The organism is Ensifer sp. ENS10 (assembly GCF_014852025.1).
GTDB lineage: Bacteria > Pseudomonadota > Alphaproteobacteria > Rhizobiales > Rhizobiaceae > Ensifer.
Map to the genome: position 1 here is coordinate 241,901 of NZ_JACVAS010000005.1, position 18,005 is coordinate 259,905.

General features: G+C 61.0%; 15 protein-coding genes and 2 pseudogenes. 8 read left to right on the forward strand and 9 right to left on the reverse strand.

Features of this window, described 5'->3' with window-relative positions:
- Positions 1 to 9 precede the first annotated feature (9 nt).
- The gene (locus tag IB265_RS19545; RefSeq protein ID WP_246805998.1) at positions 10 to 198 is read left to right on the forward strand and encodes a hypothetical protein; all 189 of its coding nucleotides are present in this window, start codon (positions 10 to 12) and stop codon (positions 196 to 198) included.
- A gap of 57 nt (positions 199 to 255) precedes the next feature.
- Here IB265_RS19545 and IB265_RS19550 read toward each other — a convergent pair whose 3' ends face one another.
- The 3 genes from IB265_RS19550 to IB265_RS19560 form a co-directional block, all read right to left on the reverse strand.
- Positions 256 to 2,472 carry a xanthine dehydrogenase family protein molybdopterin-binding subunit gene (locus IB265_RS19550; RefSeq protein WP_192495046.1) on the reverse strand — a complete coding sequence of 739 codons (2,217 nt, stop codon included), beginning with the start codon at positions 2,470 to 2,472 and terminating at the stop codon, positions 256 to 258.
- Positions 2,473 to 2,475: 3 nt separating this feature from the next.
- Positions 2,476 to 2,934 (reverse strand): (2Fe-2S)-binding protein, encoded by a 459-nt coding sequence (locus tag IB265_RS19555; protein ID WP_113476934.1) that lies wholly within the window; start codon positions 2,932 to 2,934, stop codon positions 2,476 to 2,478.
- A 233-nt stretch (positions 2,935 to 3,167) separates the two neighbouring features.
- A complete protein-coding gene (locus IB265_RS19560) occupies positions 3,168 to 4,130 on the reverse strand; it encodes an AraC family transcriptional regulator (RefSeq protein ID WP_192495047.1) in 963 nt (320 codons plus the stop codon).
- Positions 4,131 to 4,297: 167 nt separating this feature from the next.
- Here IB265_RS19560 and IB265_RS19565 point away from each other — a divergent pair.
- Positions 4,298 to 4,396 (forward strand): annotated as a pseudogene (locus IB265_RS19565) (DUF2277 domain-containing protein); the annotation flags it as partial.
- Positions 4,397 to 4,697: 301 nt separating this feature from the next.
- On the opposite strand, the gene IB265_RS19570 reads toward IB265_RS19565, so the two are convergent.
- Positions 4,698 to 5,111, reverse strand: a complete 414-nt coding sequence (locus IB265_RS19570) for an Lrp/AsnC family transcriptional regulator (protein WP_192495048.1) — start codon at positions 5,109 to 5,111, stop codon at positions 4,698 to 4,700.
- 253 nt (positions 5,112 to 5,364) lie between these two features.
- Here IB265_RS19570 and IB265_RS19575 point away from each other — a divergent pair, with 253 nt between their 5' ends.
- From IB265_RS19575 to IB265_RS19600, 6 genes are all read left to right on the forward strand, one after another.
- Positions 5,365 to 6,138: a transporter substrate-binding domain-containing protein gene (locus IB265_RS19575; protein ID WP_192495049.1), complete on the forward strand. Its 774-nt coding sequence runs from the start codon at positions 5,365 to 5,367 to the stop codon at positions 6,136 to 6,138.
- A gap of 191 nt (positions 6,139 to 6,329) precedes the next feature.
- Positions 6,330 to 6,992 carry an amino acid ABC transporter permease gene (locus IB265_RS19580; RefSeq protein ID WP_192495050.1) on the forward strand — a complete coding sequence of 221 codons (663 nt, stop codon included), beginning with the start codon at positions 6,330 to 6,332 and terminating at the stop codon, positions 6,990 to 6,992.
- Entirely contained in the window at positions 6,989 to 7,645 is a 657-nt protein-coding gene (locus IB265_RS19585) for an amino acid ABC transporter permease (RefSeq protein WP_192495051.1), read from the forward strand. The genes IB265_RS19580 and IB265_RS19585 overlap by 4 nt, the downstream gene beginning before the upstream one ends.
- Positions 7,642 to 8,406, forward strand: a complete 765-nt coding sequence (locus IB265_RS19590) for an amino acid ABC transporter ATP-binding protein (RefSeq protein WP_305853078.1) — start codon at positions 7,642 to 7,644, stop codon at positions 8,404 to 8,406. The genes IB265_RS19585 and IB265_RS19590 overlap by 4 nt, the downstream gene beginning before the upstream one ends.
- 17 nt (positions 8,407 to 8,423) lie before the next feature.
- Positions 8,424 to 10,118 carry a M20/M25/M40 family metallo-hydrolase gene (locus IB265_RS19595; protein ID WP_192495052.1) on the forward strand — a complete coding sequence of 565 codons (1,695 nt, stop codon included), beginning with the start codon at positions 8,424 to 8,426 and terminating at the stop codon, positions 10,116 to 10,118.
- A gap of 60 nt (positions 10,119 to 10,178) precedes the next feature.
- Positions 10,179 to 11,240 carry an ornithine cyclodeaminase gene (locus tag IB265_RS19600; RefSeq protein WP_192495053.1) on the forward strand — a complete coding sequence of 354 codons (1,062 nt, stop codon included), beginning with the start codon at positions 10,179 to 10,181 and terminating at the stop codon, positions 11,238 to 11,240.
- A gap of 444 nt (positions 11,241 to 11,684) precedes the next feature.
- On the opposite strand, the pseudogene IB265_RS19605 reads toward IB265_RS19600, so the two are convergent.
- The 5 genes and pseudogenes from IB265_RS19605 to IB265_RS19625 all read right to left on the reverse strand — a co-directional run bounded on the left by IB265_RS19605 (position 11,685) and on the right by IB265_RS19625 (position 18,005).
- Positions 11,685 to 12,706: pseudogene (locus IB265_RS19605) on the reverse strand (IS110 family transposase).
- Between the two features lie 167 nt (positions 12,707 to 12,873).
- Complete coding sequence (locus IB265_RS19610; RefSeq protein WP_192495054.1) at positions 12,874 to 13,974, reverse strand: glycoside hydrolase family 105 protein; 1,101 nt, start codon at positions 13,972 to 13,974, stop codon at positions 12,874 to 12,876.
- An 8-nt stretch (positions 13,975 to 13,982) separates the two neighbouring features.
- A complete protein-coding gene (locus IB265_RS19615) occupies positions 13,983 to 15,536 on the reverse strand; it encodes a glycoside hydrolase family 28 protein (RefSeq protein ID WP_192495055.1) in 1,554 nt (517 codons plus the stop codon).
- A 68-nt stretch (positions 15,537 to 15,604) separates the two neighbouring features.
- Entirely contained in the window at positions 15,605 to 16,870 is a 1,266-nt protein-coding gene (locus IB265_RS19620; protein WP_192495056.1) for an ABC transporter substrate-binding protein, read from the reverse strand.
- 40 nt (positions 16,871 to 16,910) lie between these two features.
- Entirely contained in the window at positions 16,911 to 18,005 is a 1,095-nt protein-coding gene (locus IB265_RS19625; RefSeq protein ID WP_192495057.1) for an ABC transporter ATP-binding protein, read from the reverse strand.

Below are 18,005 nucleotides of genomic sequence, written 5' to 3' on the forward strand. Positions count from 1 at the left end.
AGGAACGGAATGAGCAGCAGATATCTCAGTATCGCCACGACGCCCTCCGTAGCGGCCGCACAGGAGCACTATGGCAGCGCGGAGCAGTGGGCGCGGATCGCGCGCGCTCACGCAGACGAAACTGCGCAGAGCCAGCGCCTCGGTCCGGCAGAAACGGCCTTCATCGGCGCGCGCGACGGTTTTCTGCCACGCGCGTGACCGCCGAAGGTCTCGCCCCATGCCCAACCGGCCACGCGGCCGGCCGGGCATGCGAGATCACGTGTTGAGCGATCTCGCGAATGGCATGACGCGGATCCGCTTGCCGAGCGCCCTGTAGGCGGCATTGGCGACTGCCGGGCCGATGGGCGGAACGCCGGGCTCGCCTATGCCGGAGGGCGGATTGGCGGAGGCGACGATGTGAACTTCGACCTTTGGCATCGCATCGATCCTCAGGGGCGTGTAAAGGTCGAAATTGCTCTGGTCGACCTTGCCGTCCGTCAGCGTGATCTCCTCGCCGAGTATCGCCCCCAGCCCAAAGCCGATTCCGCCCTCCACCTGGGCGCGGACCTGGTCCGGATTGATCGCCAGACCGCAATCGACAGCGACTACGACGCGCTCGACCTGGATCTGGCCATTTCCGTCAGTCGAAACCTCGGCGATCTCGGCCACAACGGAGCCGAAGCTCTCGGCGATGGCAACGCCTCGGAAGCGCCCCTCCGGCAAGGGCTTCTGCCAATCCGCCTTTTCCGCCGCCAGCTTGAGGACGGTCGCGTGACGCGACTGCGGCTCAAGCATCGAAAGACGGAATTCGATCGGATCTCGTCCCGCCGTCTCGGCGACCTCGTCCAGGAAGGTTTCAGCTGCGAAGGCCGTATGGGTCGAGCCGACGGAGCGCCACCATAGAACCGGAACGCCGGCCTCAGTGGTGGTCAAACCCACCGTCTGGTTTGGAATGGCATAGGGCAGATTGTTGGCCCCTTCGACCGAGGTCGGGTCGACCCCATTCTTGACCATTCCATCGAACGCAGTCTTCGCCATGATGGACTGGCCGACGATGTGGTTGCTCCATGCAACGAGCTTTCCGTTCTCGTCGATACCGGCCTTGAGGCTATGCACATACGCGGGTCGATAGCGACCCGCGCGCATGTCGTCCTCCCGAGTCCACTGCACCTTTACCGGCGCGCGGAAACCGAGGGCCTTGGCCACATGCACCGCCTCGACGACGACGTCACCGTCGAACACGGCCCGCCGGCCAAAACTGCCGCCGGTCTTCATCACAATGAGGCGTACCTTTTCGGGGGCAATCCCGGCCACCTGGCCGGCAAGCATCTGGTATACGTCCGGGAACTGATGCCCACCCCAAACCTCGAGCGTGCCGTCCTCGTTCATGCGCGCCACTGCATTCAGCGGTTCCATCGCGGCATGCGCGAGATAGGGGAACTCAAAATTTGCCTCGATGACCTTCGTTGCGCCGGCGAAGGCTGTCCCGGCATCGCCATCGTTGCGCGCGAGCGCGGCCGGCGTCTTCTTCGCAAGGTCCCGATAGGCGGACATGAGCTCGGCCGTGCCGCGCTTTTCCGCCGCCGTTTCGTCCCAACTGACGGTGACCGCCTCGCGGCCCTTGATCGCCGCCCACATGTTTTCGCCGACGACGGCAACGCCCCGAGGCGTTTCGACGACGTCCACCACCCCCTTGACGGTGCGCGCGGACGAGGCGTCGAAGGACTTTACCTTCGCTCCAAACAGCGGCGGATGGATCATCACGGCGGTCAGCATGCCGGGAAGCTTGATGTCGATCGTGTACTGCTCCGTCCCGTTTGCCTTACGGGCGCTGTCGAAGCGCTTCAGTCTGGCATTGCCAATCAGCTTCCAGTCGCTCGGTTGCTTAAGTACCACGTCCGTGGGCACCGGCATTGTCGCCGCCTTTGCGGCGAAGACACCGAAACCGGCGCTCTTGCCTGACGGATGGGCAAGAATGCCGTTCTCGACGGTGATCTCTGCCGCGGCAACACCCCATTCGGAGGCAGCGGCGGCGACCAACATGGAGCGGGCCGCGGCACCCGCCTTGCGATAGCGCTCCCAGGAGGACGCCATCGACGTGGACCCGCCGGTGCCCTGAAAGGCACCTCCAAAGGCGATGTTGCCATAGGCCTTCACATCGCCGGCGGCCCCCTTCACTTCGATCGTCGACCAGTCGGCATCGAGTTCTTCCGCCACCAGTGTGGCAATACCGTTATAGGAGCCCTGGCCCATCTCGAACTGCGACGAAAGTACGGTCACTTTTCCATCGCCGTCGATTGTCACGTAGGGGGAAAAGGCATGTGAAGCGCTGGTCGTCGCTGTCTCGCCCGCTACCGCCGGGGACGCGGACAGGAGGCGAAAGCCGACGGCGATACCAGTACCTGCAGCAAGGGCACCAATGAGGAACTGTCGCCGCGATGCCTGCGCTTCCGCGGCCGGAAGGAAAACCGATTGCATGAGTTTGGGCAGCATGGCTCAAGCCTCCAGACGCTTAGCGGCTTCGTGAATGCCGGCTCGGATTCGGTGATAGGTGGCGCAACGACAGAGATTGCCCGACATGGCCGTGTCGATGTCCTCATCGCTCGGCTTCGGATTGTTCGCCAGGAGGTCTGTCGCCGACATGATCTGCCCCGACTGGCAGTAGCCGCACTGCGGGACGTCGAGATCGGCCCACACTGCCTGAACCGTTTGCGCGACCTTTCCCTTGAGGCCCTCGATGGTCGTCACTTTTGCGCCTTCGATGTCACCGACCAAGGTCTGACAAGACCGAACCGGCGAACCGTCGACATAGACCGTGCAGGCACCGCACTGCGCCATGCCACAGCCGAACTTCGTCCCTGTTAGTCCAACCAGATCGCGGATCACCCAAAGAAGCGGCATATCCGCCTCGGCCTCGACCGTGTGTTCGACGCCGTTGATCGTTACAATTGCCATGATGCTCTCCTCGCGTTCGGGCGCGTGGTCTCGGGATGCTTATCCGGAAACCCCGCTTCACGCGCCGCGGCCATTCGCCAGACCGCGGCTGCAGCTTAGAAGACCATCCTGCACGCTGGTAGGTTCGATCCTGTCAGATTATTGCCTATTCCTCTCGGCCTGACGAAATTGTGATCATGACAAAAGATGCGCCAGCGCACCAACGGTGCGCTCCACTTGTGTTCGGCAGCCCGTCAACCGATGGAGTCGCGTCTTTTCGAGTCGCTGGAGTTGAGGATTGCCTTGATGTCTCTGAGCGGCGGATGACCGAAGGCGCGCCGATATTCCCTGTTGAACTGTGTCTGGCTTTCGTAGCCGACGCGCAGCGCGGCGGTTGCGGCGTCGAGCGATTCCGAAAGCATCAGTTCCCGCGCATGATGCAGCCGTAGGTGCTTCTGGAACTGCAGTGGGCTCATGGCTGTCATGGCGCGGAAATGGTGGTGCAACGTGGATATCCCCATGTTCGCAATCTCCGCGAGTTCTTCGACACGAAGCGGCCGGGCATAGTTTTCTTTCAGCCACGCGACGGCCTTTGCCACCCGGTTACTGTTCGTGCCGGCAAGCGCGAAACGCCGCAGCCGCGCGCCTTGCTCGCCGGTGAGCAGCCGATAGAGGATCTCGCCCTGGATTTGACTGGCCAGGAACGGGATGTCTGCCGGCGTGGTCGCGAGCGAAATTAATCGCAATAACGCGTCGAACAGTTCCGGTGTGGCGGCGCCGACCGCGACGCCGAGATCGCGTTCGGGGGCATCCGGCGGCTGTATGTCGTAATCGGCGATAATTCGCCGCAGCTTTTCGAGATCGAGGCGCAGCGTGGCTGCCACATAGGGCTCACTCTCGCTCGCCTCGCAGATCTGGCCGGTCATCGGCAGGCCGATGGCGGTCATGAAGAAGCAGGATTCATCGTAAACGAGCATTTCGTTTCCGACATGGATACGCTTGCTTCCCTTGATGATGAGCGCCACGCTGGGTTCGGAGACGCTGGAAAACGGGCCGGCTGGCTCGATGATGCGATAGAGCGAAAGCCCCGGAACAGGGTGGCCGTAGCGAACGCCGTCCCATGGCAGTTGCGAGAGCATGTCGAGAATTCGCGCCCGAAGGGGCGCGGTTTCCTCGCGCAGGTCGCGTTGCTGCATAATCGTCTCGCTCGTTGCCATGCCCTGACCCATCCTCCGACCCGCCCGTCAAATTGGCTTCTTATCATATTACTTTGATCGCGACAGGATTAGGCAACCACGCCGGAGCGCGCGGCGAAGCAGCCGCGCCAGAAGGGCATCAACCAGCAGATCAGCGATCGAGCGCGTGTCAGTTCGATCGCGGCATGCGCGAGCTGCTCGATTCGCTGGGGACCTCTCAACCTCCTCCCGATCGCGAGGAGGTAGTGGCAAAGGCGCGCGCGAGAACAGCATCCCGGTTCGCGTAAGAGAGTCCGTTACGCACAGGAGATCTCAGTCAGGTCTCAAGTTGGCGCATTTCAGCCCTGGGCCATCGTCTGCAGTCGGCCCGTTCGAGACGATCGGCCCTTGCCGCTGCGACGCAGCGGAAGCCGACTACGCATCCCTCGTCTTGAATGGAACCGAACCGCGAACCCTTTCTCGTTTCGGCAAGCGCTCGCACGAGCGGTTGGATTCGAGCCTGTACGTGGCAAGGGCGGGCTAACCGACATTGCTGGCTGTGGTGCCAAACGCCTTCCGCAGTGACCAACCACACGCGCGAGGCGAAGATCAGGCCGGGCCCAGCATAATAAAAGTCTCACTCTTCGCTACGCCGTCGGTGGCTCGCACAGTGGAGATGAGCTCATTCAATTCCGACATGGTCGAGACTTCGATTTCCGCGATCATGTCCCAAACGCCGTTGGTGTTGGAAAGAGAGGCGACGCCAGGTAAGCGTTTGACAGCAGAGACCGCATGTCTCGGAGACCCGGTCATCTCGATCAGGATAAACGCCCTGATCAAGTCCCTGCTGATGTCGTCTTTCAGGCGAACCGTGAAGCCTTTGATGTTTCCGTCTGCAACAAGCCGATCCAACCTTTTTTGCGCCGTTGCTCGAGCCACCCCAAGGATCTGCGCGAGCTGTGGAACGGATGCCCTACCGTTAATCCGCAGTTCCGCAAGCAAGCGCCTATCGAGATCATCCATCCACCGCTCCCTAAATCGTCAATCCAATTACCATTTCGTCACCTTTGGAAGATTTCAAGCACTTTGCATTCTTTTTTGTTCTCAGCGATCGTACTACGACTCCCCCGCATCGATGCGCAGCCCGGTCGGAACAAAGGCGGGACCGTTTCAAATGACCCCACCTGACTGCTCGTCGATCAATTCATGCCATTGGAAATGACCTCTTAGGCAACGCGCCGATCCGGCTTTTCGGATCGCATCGGGAGATGAATACATGAAACTGACAAAAGCTCTTTCCGCGGCACTTATCGCGGCCACTTTCCTCCTGCCCCTCTCATTCGCGCGGGCCGATGATCTGCAAGAGATCGAAAAGGCAGGAAAGCTTTCCGTCGCCCTCTCCGGCGTCTTCCCGCCGTTCAGTTTCGTGGATGAAAACAACAAGGTCGTCGGCTTCGACGTGGACATTGCCTCTGAAATCGCGCGCCGTCTCAAGGTCGAGCCGAACATTGTCACAACCGCATGGGACGGCATCATCGCCGGCCTGGTCACCGGTCGTTACGATACGATCATCGGCTCCATGAGTATCACCGACGAGCGAAAGAAGGCGGTCGACTTCGTCGGGCCATATTACCGCTCAGGCTTGGCTTTCTTCGTGCGTCAAGGGGCCGGTGTGAAGAGCGTCGACGAACTCAATGGCAAGACAGTTGGCGTCACGCTCGGTGAAACTGCCGAAAAGTGGGTGCGAGAGCAGAACACTTACGAAGTCCGCACCTATAAGGGACTGCCCGAAATGCTTCTGGATGTCGCTGCGGGTCGCGTGGACGCGATCGTGGCGGACGACGTTCCGGTCTTCGTGGCGATCGCCAAGAGCAATGCCCCCGTCGAGCAAGTCAAGAACGACAAGCTGCCGCGCTATGACGCCGGCATCGCCATTCGCAAGAGCAATCCGGAACTTGCTGCGGCAATGCAGAGCGCCCTCGACGACATGATGGCTGACGGTACCTATGAAACGATTGCCAAGAAGTGGATCGGCCAGGACATCCGCTAATTCAATCGGCCGGGATGTCAAACAACATCTCGGCCTTCCCCGACGGTAAGGCGCACGTTCGGCTTAGGGCCTCAACATCGCCATTGCTTTCGAATTTCGCAGCTCCGGGGCCTGCCACGGGAAGGCGCATGTTTCATGCGACCTAGCCGATGGCTAAGCATTGCCCGCGAGCCAGGTCCGGAGGGCCCGGAATGGATTTTCAATTGATTGGGCGAATTGTGCCCTTCATCGCAGAAGCATCGTTGGTGGCGATCGGCCTGACCGTCTGTTCGCTGGCGATTGGGCTCCTGGTCGCGGCTGTCGTTGCCACGGGACGTTTCTCCAAGATCGAACCAATCCGCTGGCTCGCGACATTTTACGTCAGCGTCATGCGGGGCACGCCCTTAATCGTGCAGCTGTTCATCGTCTATTTCGGGGGGCCGCAATTTGGGCTGGAATTGACACCGTTCGCCGCCGGTGTCGTGACGATGGGCTTCAACATTGGCGCCTACATGTCCGAAGGGATCAAGGGAGCCATCCTCGCTGTCGAAAAAGGACAGGCCGAGGCAGCACGATCACTCGGGTTCGGCCGTTTCGACACGTTACGGCTGTTCATTTTGCCTCAGGCCGCGCCACTGATGGTCCGTTCGCTGGGCATCAACACGATCATTCTGTCGAAAAGCACGGCGTTGGTATCCACGATCGGCGTCGTGGAACTGACGTATTCGGCGCAGCGTTTCGTGACCTCCGCCTACAAGCCATTCGAGGTCTTTGCTGTTGCCGGAGTGGCCTACCTTGCCATTATCGCGGTCATTTCCCTCATTGCCCGCGGGGTCGAGCGTGCCTTCGATGCAAGCGGGAGGGCAGTCGCATGACACTCGATTTTAGCGTCGTACCACCCTACTGGGGTCTCCTGCTGGTCGGCCTGGCCTGGACCATCATCATCACCGTTCTCGCAGGCACCGTCAGTGTCGTGCTCGGCGTGATCATTGCAATCGCAACGCTCTACTGTCCAAAGCTCGTAAGTCTGCCCGTTCGCACCGTCATGTTTCTCTTTATGGGCACGCCGCTGCTGCTGCAGCTCTACCTGCTCTACTATGGTCTGTCGCAGGTGGGCCTGATGTTGCCGGCCTTCTGGACCGGCCTGATCGGACTTGGCTTGCACTACGCCGCCTACAACGCGGATATTTTCCGGGCATCGTTGCAAGCGGTCGATCCGGGACAAACGGAGGCCGCTCGATCGCTTGGGTTCAGCCGGGGATCCACCTTGCGTCACTTTATCGTACCGCAAGCCATCCTGACCGCCCTCCCCCAGGTCGGCAACAACAGCATCATCCTGCTGAAGGACACGGCCGTTCTTTCCGTCCTCGGCATCGCTGAGCTGGTGCTAAACGCTCAACGCGCCATCAGCGAGACCTATCGTCCCTTCGAATTCTATTTCACCGCGGCTGTTCTCTACTACATCGTCAACCTGGCGATGGAGTTCGTGCTGAGCAAGGCCGCCCGCAGAGCGGAAGCCATTCGATGACAGAACACACTCCCATGATCGAGTTGCGGCAGATCCGCAAATCCTACGGCACCCATGAAGTGCTCAAGGGCATCGACCTGCATGTGGCCCGTGGCAAAATCGTCTCCATCATCGGGCCGAGCGGGTCTGGAAAGAGCACGCTGCTGCGATCCATCAACATGCTCGAGGAGACATCTTCGGGCGAGATCTGGCTCGATGGTCAACAGGTCAACCGCCCCCTCAAGGGCCGGGCATTTGAAATCCACATCAACCATATCCGTCAGGAAATGGGCATGGTGTTCCAGCAGTTCAATCTGTTTCCGCACCTGACTGTGCTCCAGAACATTATGATCGGACCAATGCGGCTCAAGGGTCTGACGAAGGAAGCAGCACTTGAGCGTGCAAATGCGCTTCTGGCCAAAGTCGGTCTCGCCGAAAAGGGGCACGCGTACCCGGCGCGGCTGTCTGGTGGACAGAAGCAGCGTGTTGCCATCGCCCGCGCGCTGGCGATGCAGCCCAAGGTCATGCTGTTCGATGAGGCCACCTCGGCCCTCGATCCCGAGCTCGTTGAAGAGGTCAACCAGGTCATGAAGCAGCTAGCGGCGGAACACATGACCATGCTGATCGTGACACACGAAATGCGGTTCGCCGCAGAGGTGTCCGATCACGTGATGTTCATGGACGGTGGCGTGGTAGTCGAGCAAGGAGCGCCGGAACGGGTGTTCTCCGATCCTACCGAGGCCCGAACCCGTGCGTTCCTGCGCAAGTACCTGTCGAATTGAGAATGGAAGAAACGAAGATGACAAGCGCACGAAAAGAGACTGTTGCCCTATCAAGCACGCGCATCGATCAGAACCGCGTGACGGATCTGGCATTGCGGCTTACGTCCTGGTCGAGCGAAACCGGTACGCCGGGCGAAGCGTCGTTCGCCGATCGTCTGCATGCCCTTTTGAGTGAACTTCCCTATTTCCGGGAGCATCCGGAAGACCTGCGGCTCTTAGACAGTCACGGCGATCCGTTGACCCGTAACATCGTAGCACTTGTGCGCGGCACGGGCACGCGGACACTGGTGATGGCCGGTCACTTCGACACCGTTTCCACCGACAACTACCATGAACTCAAACCACTGGCATGCGACAGCCTCCAACTGAAGGATGCACTGATCGAAAGCCTTTCGGCACGCAGCAACCGCTCCGAGCAGGAAGAACGAGCACTGCTGGACCTGCAGAGCGGAGACTTCCTTCCCGGCCGCGGCCTGCTCGACATGAAGAGCGGTATCGCTGTTGCCATCGCCTGCCTGGAGAGCTTTGCAGCTGACCCCGGGCGTCAGGGCAACTTGATGATGGTCGCCACGCCGGACGAAGAACGCGAAAGCCGAGGCATGCGGTCGTTTCGGGATGCCTTGCCGGCTCTCGTCCAGGATTTCGGCGTCGAGATCGCAGCGGCCATCAATCTCGACGTCACCTCCGACCAGGGTGACGGCCGCGAGGGTCGAGCGGTCTATGCCGGCACGATCGGCAAGCTATTGCCCTTTGCGCTCGTGATCGGCTGCAGCTCTCACGCCAGCTATCCGTTCGAGGGCGTCAGCGCGCAAGCCATGGCCGCAGGTATATTGGCACGTCTCGAGGGCAACGCATCACTGGCAGATCGCAACCACATCGACGTTTCACCGCCGCCGATCTGCCTCGAAGCCAAGGACCTAAGGGACGGTTACGAAGTCACGACACCCGAGCGCTTCTGGATTGCTTTCAATTGGCTATACCATGCCATGACAGCGGATGAATTGTTTGACCGGTTCAAAAGCGAGGTGCTGACCGGCGCGACCGAGGCAGTGGATCGCTTTGCAAGCCAATCTTCCGAATTCGGCAAGCTCGTCGGCCGAAGCGCCGGGGCGACACCGGCAAAACCGCGTCTCCTGACCTTCCAGGAGTTGAGAACGCTGGCAGCGCAGAATTGCGGAGAGGATTTCAGCTCTCTTTACACGGCTCAGGAGAAGGCCCTTTCGGGCGTGGACAATCCGCTGCTCCTTACACGACAGCTGACCGAATGGTTGGTCGGAATTGCCCGACTGTCCGGTCCAGCGATCGTCGTCGGTTTCTCGGGTCTACACTACCCTTCGAGCCATCTGCGCCTCAGCGAGGCAAACGACCATTCGCTGCACCAAGCCATCGAGAAAGCCCGGGCAGGCCTCGGCAACGATCCCGAGCGCAGCCTCGTCTGGAAACCCCATTTCCAGGGTATATCGGATATGAGCTTCCTTGGCCTTTCGGCGGACGGAAGTCAGGTCGTTTCGGACAACACGCCCATCTCGCGATTGATCGACCATCCGCATGAAGACGCGGTACGTTTCCCGGCAGTCAATCTCGGTCCCTGGGGGCGCGAGTTCCACCAGAAATTCGAGCGCGTGTACGAGCCCTACGCCTTTGGAGTCTTGCCAGACCTTGTATCCGAAATCGCCAGAACGTTTCTCGCCGACGGCAATCGCGCAAGCTAATCTTGCCGAATCCCGCCAGCCTTGACGGTCCGAAACATCCAATGACAGGAAACAAGTTCAATGAGCACTCATTCGAACCTGAACATCGTACCCTTCGTCAGCGTCGATCACATGATGCGCCTCGTCCTTAAGATTGGCATCGAGACGTTTCTCACGGAACTTGCCGCGGTGATAGAGGAAGATTTCCGGCGCTGGGAACAGTTCGACAAGACCCCACGCGTCGCATCGCACTCGGCAGAGGGCGTGATCGAGCTAATGCCAACGAGTGACGGAACGCTCTATGGTTTCAAGTACGTCAACGGTCATCCCAAGAACACGAAAGAAGGGCGCCAGACCGTTACGGCCTTCGGGGTGCTGTCGGACGTCGGCAATGGTTATCCGATGCTGCTCTCAGAAATGACTATCCTGACTGCCCTGCGCACGGCAGCGATGTCGGCTGTGGCTGCAAGGCACCTTGCTCGACCGAACTCGAAAACCCTGGCCATCATTGGCAATGGCGCGCAAAGCGAATTTCAGGCGCTCGCTTTCAAGGCGATCCTTGGCGTAACAGATTTGCGCCTCTACGACCTCGATCCAGCCGCCACCGAACGGTGCGCAAGGAACCTCAAGGGGAAAGGCTTCTCGATTGCGGCTTGCACGTCCTCCCAGGAGGCTGTGGAAGGTTCAGACATCATCACGACCGTCACCGCCGATAAGCAGTACGCAGCGATCCTGTCCGACAACATGGTTGGACCAGGCGTTCACATCAATGCCGTCGGCGGCGACTGCCCTGGCAAGACGGAGCTGCACAAGGACATCCTGCTGCGCTCAGACATCTTCGTCGAGTATCCGCCGCAGACCCGGATCGAGGGTGAAATCCAGCAACTCGACGCAGATTACCCCGTGAAGGAACTTTGGGAGGTCATCGCAAGCAAACGAAAAGGTCGGCAGTCGGACAGGACCATCACCCTGTTCGACAGCGTCGGGTTTGCAATCGAGGATTTCTCGGCGCTACGCTATGTACGTAGCAAGCTGGAGGAGACGGGGCTTTATACTGATCTCGACTTGCTCGCCGATCCGGACGAACCACGGGACCTCTATGGGATGCTCCTGCGATGTGAGGCGAAAATACGCGCCGCATGAAAGTTGCAAGCGCCCCCCTCGTCCGGGCAGACGAGGGGGGACGCTGCGTTAGGTATCGGGCATCCCGGAACCGTTTGACGTTCCGCCGGAGACGGCCCTGCAACGGGATACGCTCAAGACCGGTAGAAAGCCAAAGCAAGCCCACGGGCAACGGTTTCGCCTGCGTTCCGGTAGATACATTATGCGATGCTTCTGTAACGGGCTTTGCGTCAATCCCTTGTGAGCGTAATCCCTCGCCGAGTGCTTGCTTCTGTCCGCAGTCGGAGCTTTGCCGCTGCTCTATGGGGTCTGCTGAGGACCGGTTGGCCAATCTAGAACGGCGCGGTCACCGCGTGCTGCTGATCGCATAGCGGCCTAACCCATCCATCGTCCCGGCGAAGGGACCTTGCTGCGGAGGGCTGATGGCTGTGCCCTTCCGAAAGCCTGTCTTGTCGTCTCCTGCGATCAACCCGCCAGGGCGGACGCTCCCTTATGAGCGATGAAGTTGGTTCCGTCGCTGAGCATGCGATGCAACACCACCGCCAGCTTGCGGGCCAGCGCGACGCGCGCCTTTCTCGGACCGGCCCGTCTGGCGACCGCCAGTGCCCAGCCCTTCAGATCGGAACCTTTGACCGGTCGCGTCAGGACCTCGTAGAGCACGGTTCGCACGCTGCCATCGCCGATCTTCGAAATGCGACCGCTATGATCGGTCTCGCCCGATTGATATTTCTTCGGCGTCAATCCGAAGTGTGGCCCGACCGCCCGCGACGATCGGAATCGCTCCGGTGCATCGACGGCCGCGACAAACGTCAGCGCCACCAGGACGCCAACGCCTGGCGTCGTCATCAACCGAAGTGCGTTGTCGACCTGACGGGCGATGGCACGCAGCTTGCGCTCAAACCCTGCAAATTCGTGCACAAGCGCGTCGCGCACCTTCAAGAGTGCCGTGGCGATCGCTTCCAAGGTCAAATGGCCTGCAATCAGCGCGCGGGTGCGCCCCGCGAAAGTGCGCCGCGTCGTCGGCCCGACCTTGAGGCCGAAGCCGCGCAGGATGCCCCGGATGCTCATCTCGATGTCGTGAAGCTTACCCTGAACGAGCTTGCGGGCGGTCAGCAGCGCACGCACCTCCTGGGCGGCAAGAGATTTGCAGTGGACCTGCCTGAACCAGCCAAGTCGCATCAACTGCGCAATGCCGCGGGCGTCCTTCTTGTCGGTCTTCACCGGCATCGTCTTGAAGGCTGCACGTACGTGGCGCGTCTCGATCAGATCGACGGAAAGACCGGCTTTTACCATCCCGGCATGGAGCCACTGCGACAAGGGGCCGGCCTCCAGACCAATGCGCTCCATCGCCACGCCGTGCGCGCCGAGGCGATCAGCGCATCGGGCTCGCTGAGGATCTTTGCTTTCCGAATGATCCGACCATCCGCATCCACCGCACGCACACTCGAGTATTCCAATGATACGTCGATGCCGGCATACTGCTTCATGGTCGTTCCTCCGTGCTGCTATGGAGCAGGCCACTCCTGACTCCGCGACACCATCATTGTGAGGGACGACCACCAGCCCTTCAAACCGGGCAGGCCAGGTTCCGCCCGTTACACCATCTGGAAGGATAAGAATAAGAATACAGCCTTCGGCCGGTCGGGCGCGTGACTTAGGCAGTTCGCCACCCACAGCACCTCAGGCCTTCGGCGAACGCCATCATCAGTGGTCCGACGCCCTTGGCGTCATCGGCGACCACCTGCTCCGAGAGGTAGTAGCCGGGCGAGCCGTCGCGATAGTTGCCTTCGAAGCCGCCGAGACCAGCGACACCGACGATTGTCGTCAATCGAGTGATGCCCTCGCTATCGGCGACAAGGCGCCCCGAAATCAATGCGTTGAGGGCTCGCCGGCCGGCCACAGTGGCTCGATCAGCCTGAGAAAGGCCCAATCGCGCGTAGCGCAGCAATGCGTAGGCAAACATGGCAGAAGCAGAGCTTTCCTCATAATTGCCCGCAAGATCGGGCTCATCGAGGACTTGCATCCAGAGGCCGGACGGCGTCTGGCGTGCCATCAATTCGTCAAGCAGCAGGCTGGTCCTCAAACGTAGCGCTGCGGTCGCCCTGTCGTTGGGTAGAAGCGCCAGCGCATCAACCAGTGCCATTGCCAGCCAGCCGACGGCCCGGGCCCAGACCGCCGGCGACCTGCCTGTAATCGGGTCGGCCCAACTTTGCTTCCGGCTGTCATCATAGCCGTGCACGTAGAGGCCCTTGGCGGTCGCGGTGAGCGCAAGTGCTGTCGCGAACTGCTGAAGCGCATCGGCAATCAGAGCCGGATTGTCGGTCGCAAGTGCGTATTCGATCTGAAACGGGAGACCCATATAGAGCCCGTCGAGCCAAACCTGGTTAGGGTAGCGCTGCTTGTGCCAATAGTTGCCCGCAAGTATGCGCGGATGGGTTTCAAGTTGACCTGCGAGTTGGTCTGCCGCTGTCCTGTAGCGACGATCGCCTGTTTCTGCGGCCAATGGGAACAGGACGCGTCCAGCGAGAATGTGGTCGATATTGTACTCGGCAGGATCGTACCCGAGGAGTGTGCCGTCAGAACCGACCTGGCGATCGACGAGCCGGTGCAGGTGCTCGCTCCAGCGCCTCTCGCCTGTCGCCTCGAAAAGTAGTCGAAGACCGCGATAGATGCAGCCGTCCTCGTAGCACCAGCTTCCGCCCTTGTAGGGGGTGTAGCGTTGCGTGAACTGGTCGAAATAGGCGGTCGGGTCCATCGGGTATCTCATTCAAGGGAAACGGAAATCGGGGCTCTGCTCAAGAGCGCAGGTTCGTCGCAGTCGATCTCGGCGTACTCGGCGGCGATCGCCTCGTGCCGCATAGGTCGCACCCGGTCAGCCATGATCGGCGGTGAGGCGGTCGCGTCGGCGCGATAGGACGCAATCTTCAGTCGGCGAATTCTGACGTTTCGGATTGGCGCTTCCGGCAGGCCGAGAAACGCGCCCGCTGCGTGCGAGAGCTTGCGGATTTCGACGTCCTCGATGGTGACGCCATCGATGAAGGGTGTTCCCTGATCGATCAGGGCCGGTTGGCGTGACTGCACCCAGTCGTCGTGACCGTCGGCATCGCAATGGTAATGAGCGTTGGCCGATAGCGCTGTGTCCACACCATCCATGAGAACCCGCCGCATGACGATATTCGTGATGGATCCACCGCGCCCCCGTCGTGTCTTCAGGCGCAGGCCGCGATCCGTGCCGACCATTTCGCAATCCTCGACGGAGACATCGTGCACGCCGCCCGACATTTCCGAGCCGATCACGAGGCCGCCGTGGCCACGCTCCATCAGGCAATGGGTGATTCGGACGCCGCGGGTTTCAGCAAGATGATCGTGTTCGCCATTCGGCCTGCGCTTGCCCGCCTTGACCGCGATACAATCGTCGCCCACGGAAAATCGCACTCCGGTGATCGTGACGTCGCGGCAGCTTTCAGGATTGAATCCATCGGTGTTCGGGCTGTCGGGCGGGGCGACCACGGTGAGGCCCGCTGCAACCAACCTCCTGCAGCCCTGCGGATGGATCGTCCAGGATGGCGCGTTGCGGATGGTAAAACCCAGCAGCTTCACGTCGGCACAGGAGACGAGGTGCAGACCGCGCGGGCGGCGGGCTCCGTCACGGGTTTCCTTCGGCCAATGCCACCAATCTCCCCTGTCGCCCGAACCATCGAGAGAACCCTCTCCTTCGATCACGAGCCGTTCGGCGCCGATGGCATGGACCGGAGCGGCAAAACAGGCAGTCGGTAGGCCCTCCCAGCTTCCTAGCATCCTGCCCATTGCGTCGCGGGCTTCAAGGATGGGCCAGCCCGCGCGCACCGAGGGCGCATGAAGGACCGCTCCCTTGGAAATATGCAGGGTTATGCCGCTCTTGAGCCGAACCGGAAAGGCCGTCCAGTCTCCTTTGGGCAGGCGCAGAGTGCCGCCGTCGGGCACGGCGACTACGGCGTCCGCCAGAGCGGCGGCGTTGGCGCGGGCACCCTCGAGATCGTCGTGACGGATACCGGGGACAAGACCAAATGCGGTTGGATCGATCAGACCGGCGCAGGCTGGCGTTTCGAACTCAAGCGGCTGGAACCCTTCGACCTCGAGGCGGTAGCGACCACCCGGTTGAAGATCATGGAGAAGGCTGACGACCGTCGCAGTGATCCCTTCCCGCACCTCACCGTCGCCGGCCGCCGGCTCAAGCCGCCAGGAGGCCGGGTCAGGCAGGCGATAGAGCGCTCCGGCTTTAGGCAGGCAAAGCGCTGCCGTTCGCGCTGACAGCGCGATGATGGACGGTCGGATCATGGTCTCGTTCTCTTGGCTTTTCCGGTAGAGTGGACCCGCCGCGGAAACCGTGGCGGGACATCTGACGATCAATCGAACTCGGCAAGCACGTCGTTCACCGTATCGATGATCTGTGCGGCTGCCTCATCCGCCTTCAGCTGGCCATAGGCGTACTCCTCCAGCGTATCGATGAAGGCTGCGCGCACCTCCGGATGCTCGTTGAAAGGCGAGACGGCCGGACCGCTTGCGGCAACGACGATAGCGTTTGCTGCGCGCACTTCCGGCTCGCCCTTGTCACCGAGGCGGGCAGCGGCGGCCTTCGACGCCGGCAAGCCGCGCGATGTGCCAAGCGCATCGATGCCCTCGGGTTCGTTCAGAAGGCAATTGACGATCTGAGCTGCCGCCTCAGGGTCCTTGGAGTTCTTGGAGATGGAGAACACCATCGAGGGTTTGCGATAGACGCCTTCCGTCACGGCGTCCGGAAACCTCAGCATTGCCACGGGCTTCAACAGCTGACCGTCTTTCAACGGGTCTGCATATTTCGAATAGGTCGAATCCCATTCGTAGGAGCCGGCAACCTTGCCGTCTGCCCAGGCAGGCTTCTCGAACAGATTGACATTGCCATCGGCCGCTTCTTCCCTCTGCGATCTGATCGCTCCGGTCTCGACCAGCTTGCCCAGGAGCGATATGCCCTCGGCAAGTTCCTCCGGCGTCCAGGCAACGCGATTGGTCGCGGGATCGACCAGATCCTTCCCGGTCTTCTGCACCACGGCCAGCGTCGTCAGAAGCTGCGCCGTCTCCTTGACGGCGTTGAAGGTATAGTAGTCCTTGCCGAGCTTTTCCTTGATGGTCGCCGTGGCGGCGAAAAACTCGTCCCAGCTCTTCGGAATGGCGACACCCGCCTTCTCGAAGGTCGTGGCATTGAAGAAGAAGACGCGGCCTGTCGTCGAAACGGAAAGCCCCTGCAGCACGCCGTTCATTGATCCCGCCGACAGATCCGCCTCGCTCCAGTTGGAAAGATCGACGGCCTTGAGCTTGCGCAGATCGGCAAAACCGTCGCCATTCTTCGAGAACAACGGCAGCCAAGGCCAATTGACCTGGATGATATCGGCTTCGGTCTTGCCGGCCATCTGGGTCGTCAGCTTTTCGAGGTAGCCGTCAAAGCCGGTGAATTCCCCCTTGACGGTGTGGCCGTATTTTTCGCCGCAGGCCGCAATCGCCTTCTGGGTGGCGACGTGGCGGCTTTCACCGCCCCACCACGCCATGCGCAGTTCGGCGCCCTGAGCGGTCGCCCCGAGGGCCAGGGCGCCATAGGCAACGCCGGCCAATGCTGCGATCGTTCTTTTCGTTCTCATCGAGCTTCTCCTCCTTGGAATGGGGCCGAACGCTGCCTCCTCACAGCGAGACGTTGCGGCCGTCGGTCTTGTCGAAAACATGCAGGTGGTCAGGATCCGGGCGCAGGCGGATAACGTCCGACTGGCCGAGCGCCTCGAACTCGGCGGCGCCCACGACGCTCACCAGCTTGCGGCCTTCGAGGTCGGCATGCAGGTAGACTTCGTGCCCCATGAACTCGGCGTTGGTGAGCCTTGCGGCGAGGCCCGGCCCATCAGCGACGAGCGAAAGATGCTGCGGGCGCATGCCGAGCACGGCCGCTGCAGGTCTGGCCGAAAGTCTGCCCTCGAGATTTGCGCCGAGCGCCAGGCACTGGTTTCCGATCTGGAGATCGCCACCCTCAAGCGTCGCATCGACGAGGTTCATCTCGGGGCTTCCGATGAAACCGGCGACAAACAGGTTTGCCGGACGATTATAGAGTTCCTTGGGTGTTGCCACCTGCATGATGTGGCCAGCCTGCATGACGCAGATCCGGTCTCCCATGGTCATGGCTTCCGTCTGGTCGTGGGTCACGTAGATGACGGTCGAAGACAGGCCTTCGGCCTTCAATTGTCTGTGCAGATCGGTAATGCGCACCCGCATTGAGGCGCGCAGCTTGGCGTCGAGATTGGAAAGCGGCTCATCGAAGAGGAAGACGCCTGGTTTCTTGATGAGGGCGCGCCCGAGTGCCACGCGCTGCGCCTGTCCGCCGGAGAGCTGCTTCGGCAGGCGGTCGAGCAGCGGCTCGATTTCGAGGATCTTGGCCACATGATTGATGGCTGCTTCGATCTCGGCCCTTGGCTTTCCCGCAATCTTCAGTCCGAAAGCGAGGTTGCCCCGCACCTTCATATGCGGATAGAGCGCGTAGTTCTGGAACACCATGGCGATCGAACGCTTGCCCGGCGGCAGGTCGTTGACCTTTTGATCGCCGATCACGATCTCGCCGCCCGAAATTTCCTCCAGCCCCGCAACCATGCGCAACGTGGTCGACTTGGCGCAGCCCGAGGGGCCGACGAAGACCATGAACTCGCCATCCTCGATGTCGAGATTGATGCCGTGGACGGCCTTGAACGCGCCGCCATAGACCTTCTCGAGGTTTTTCAGTTGAACCTTTGCCAT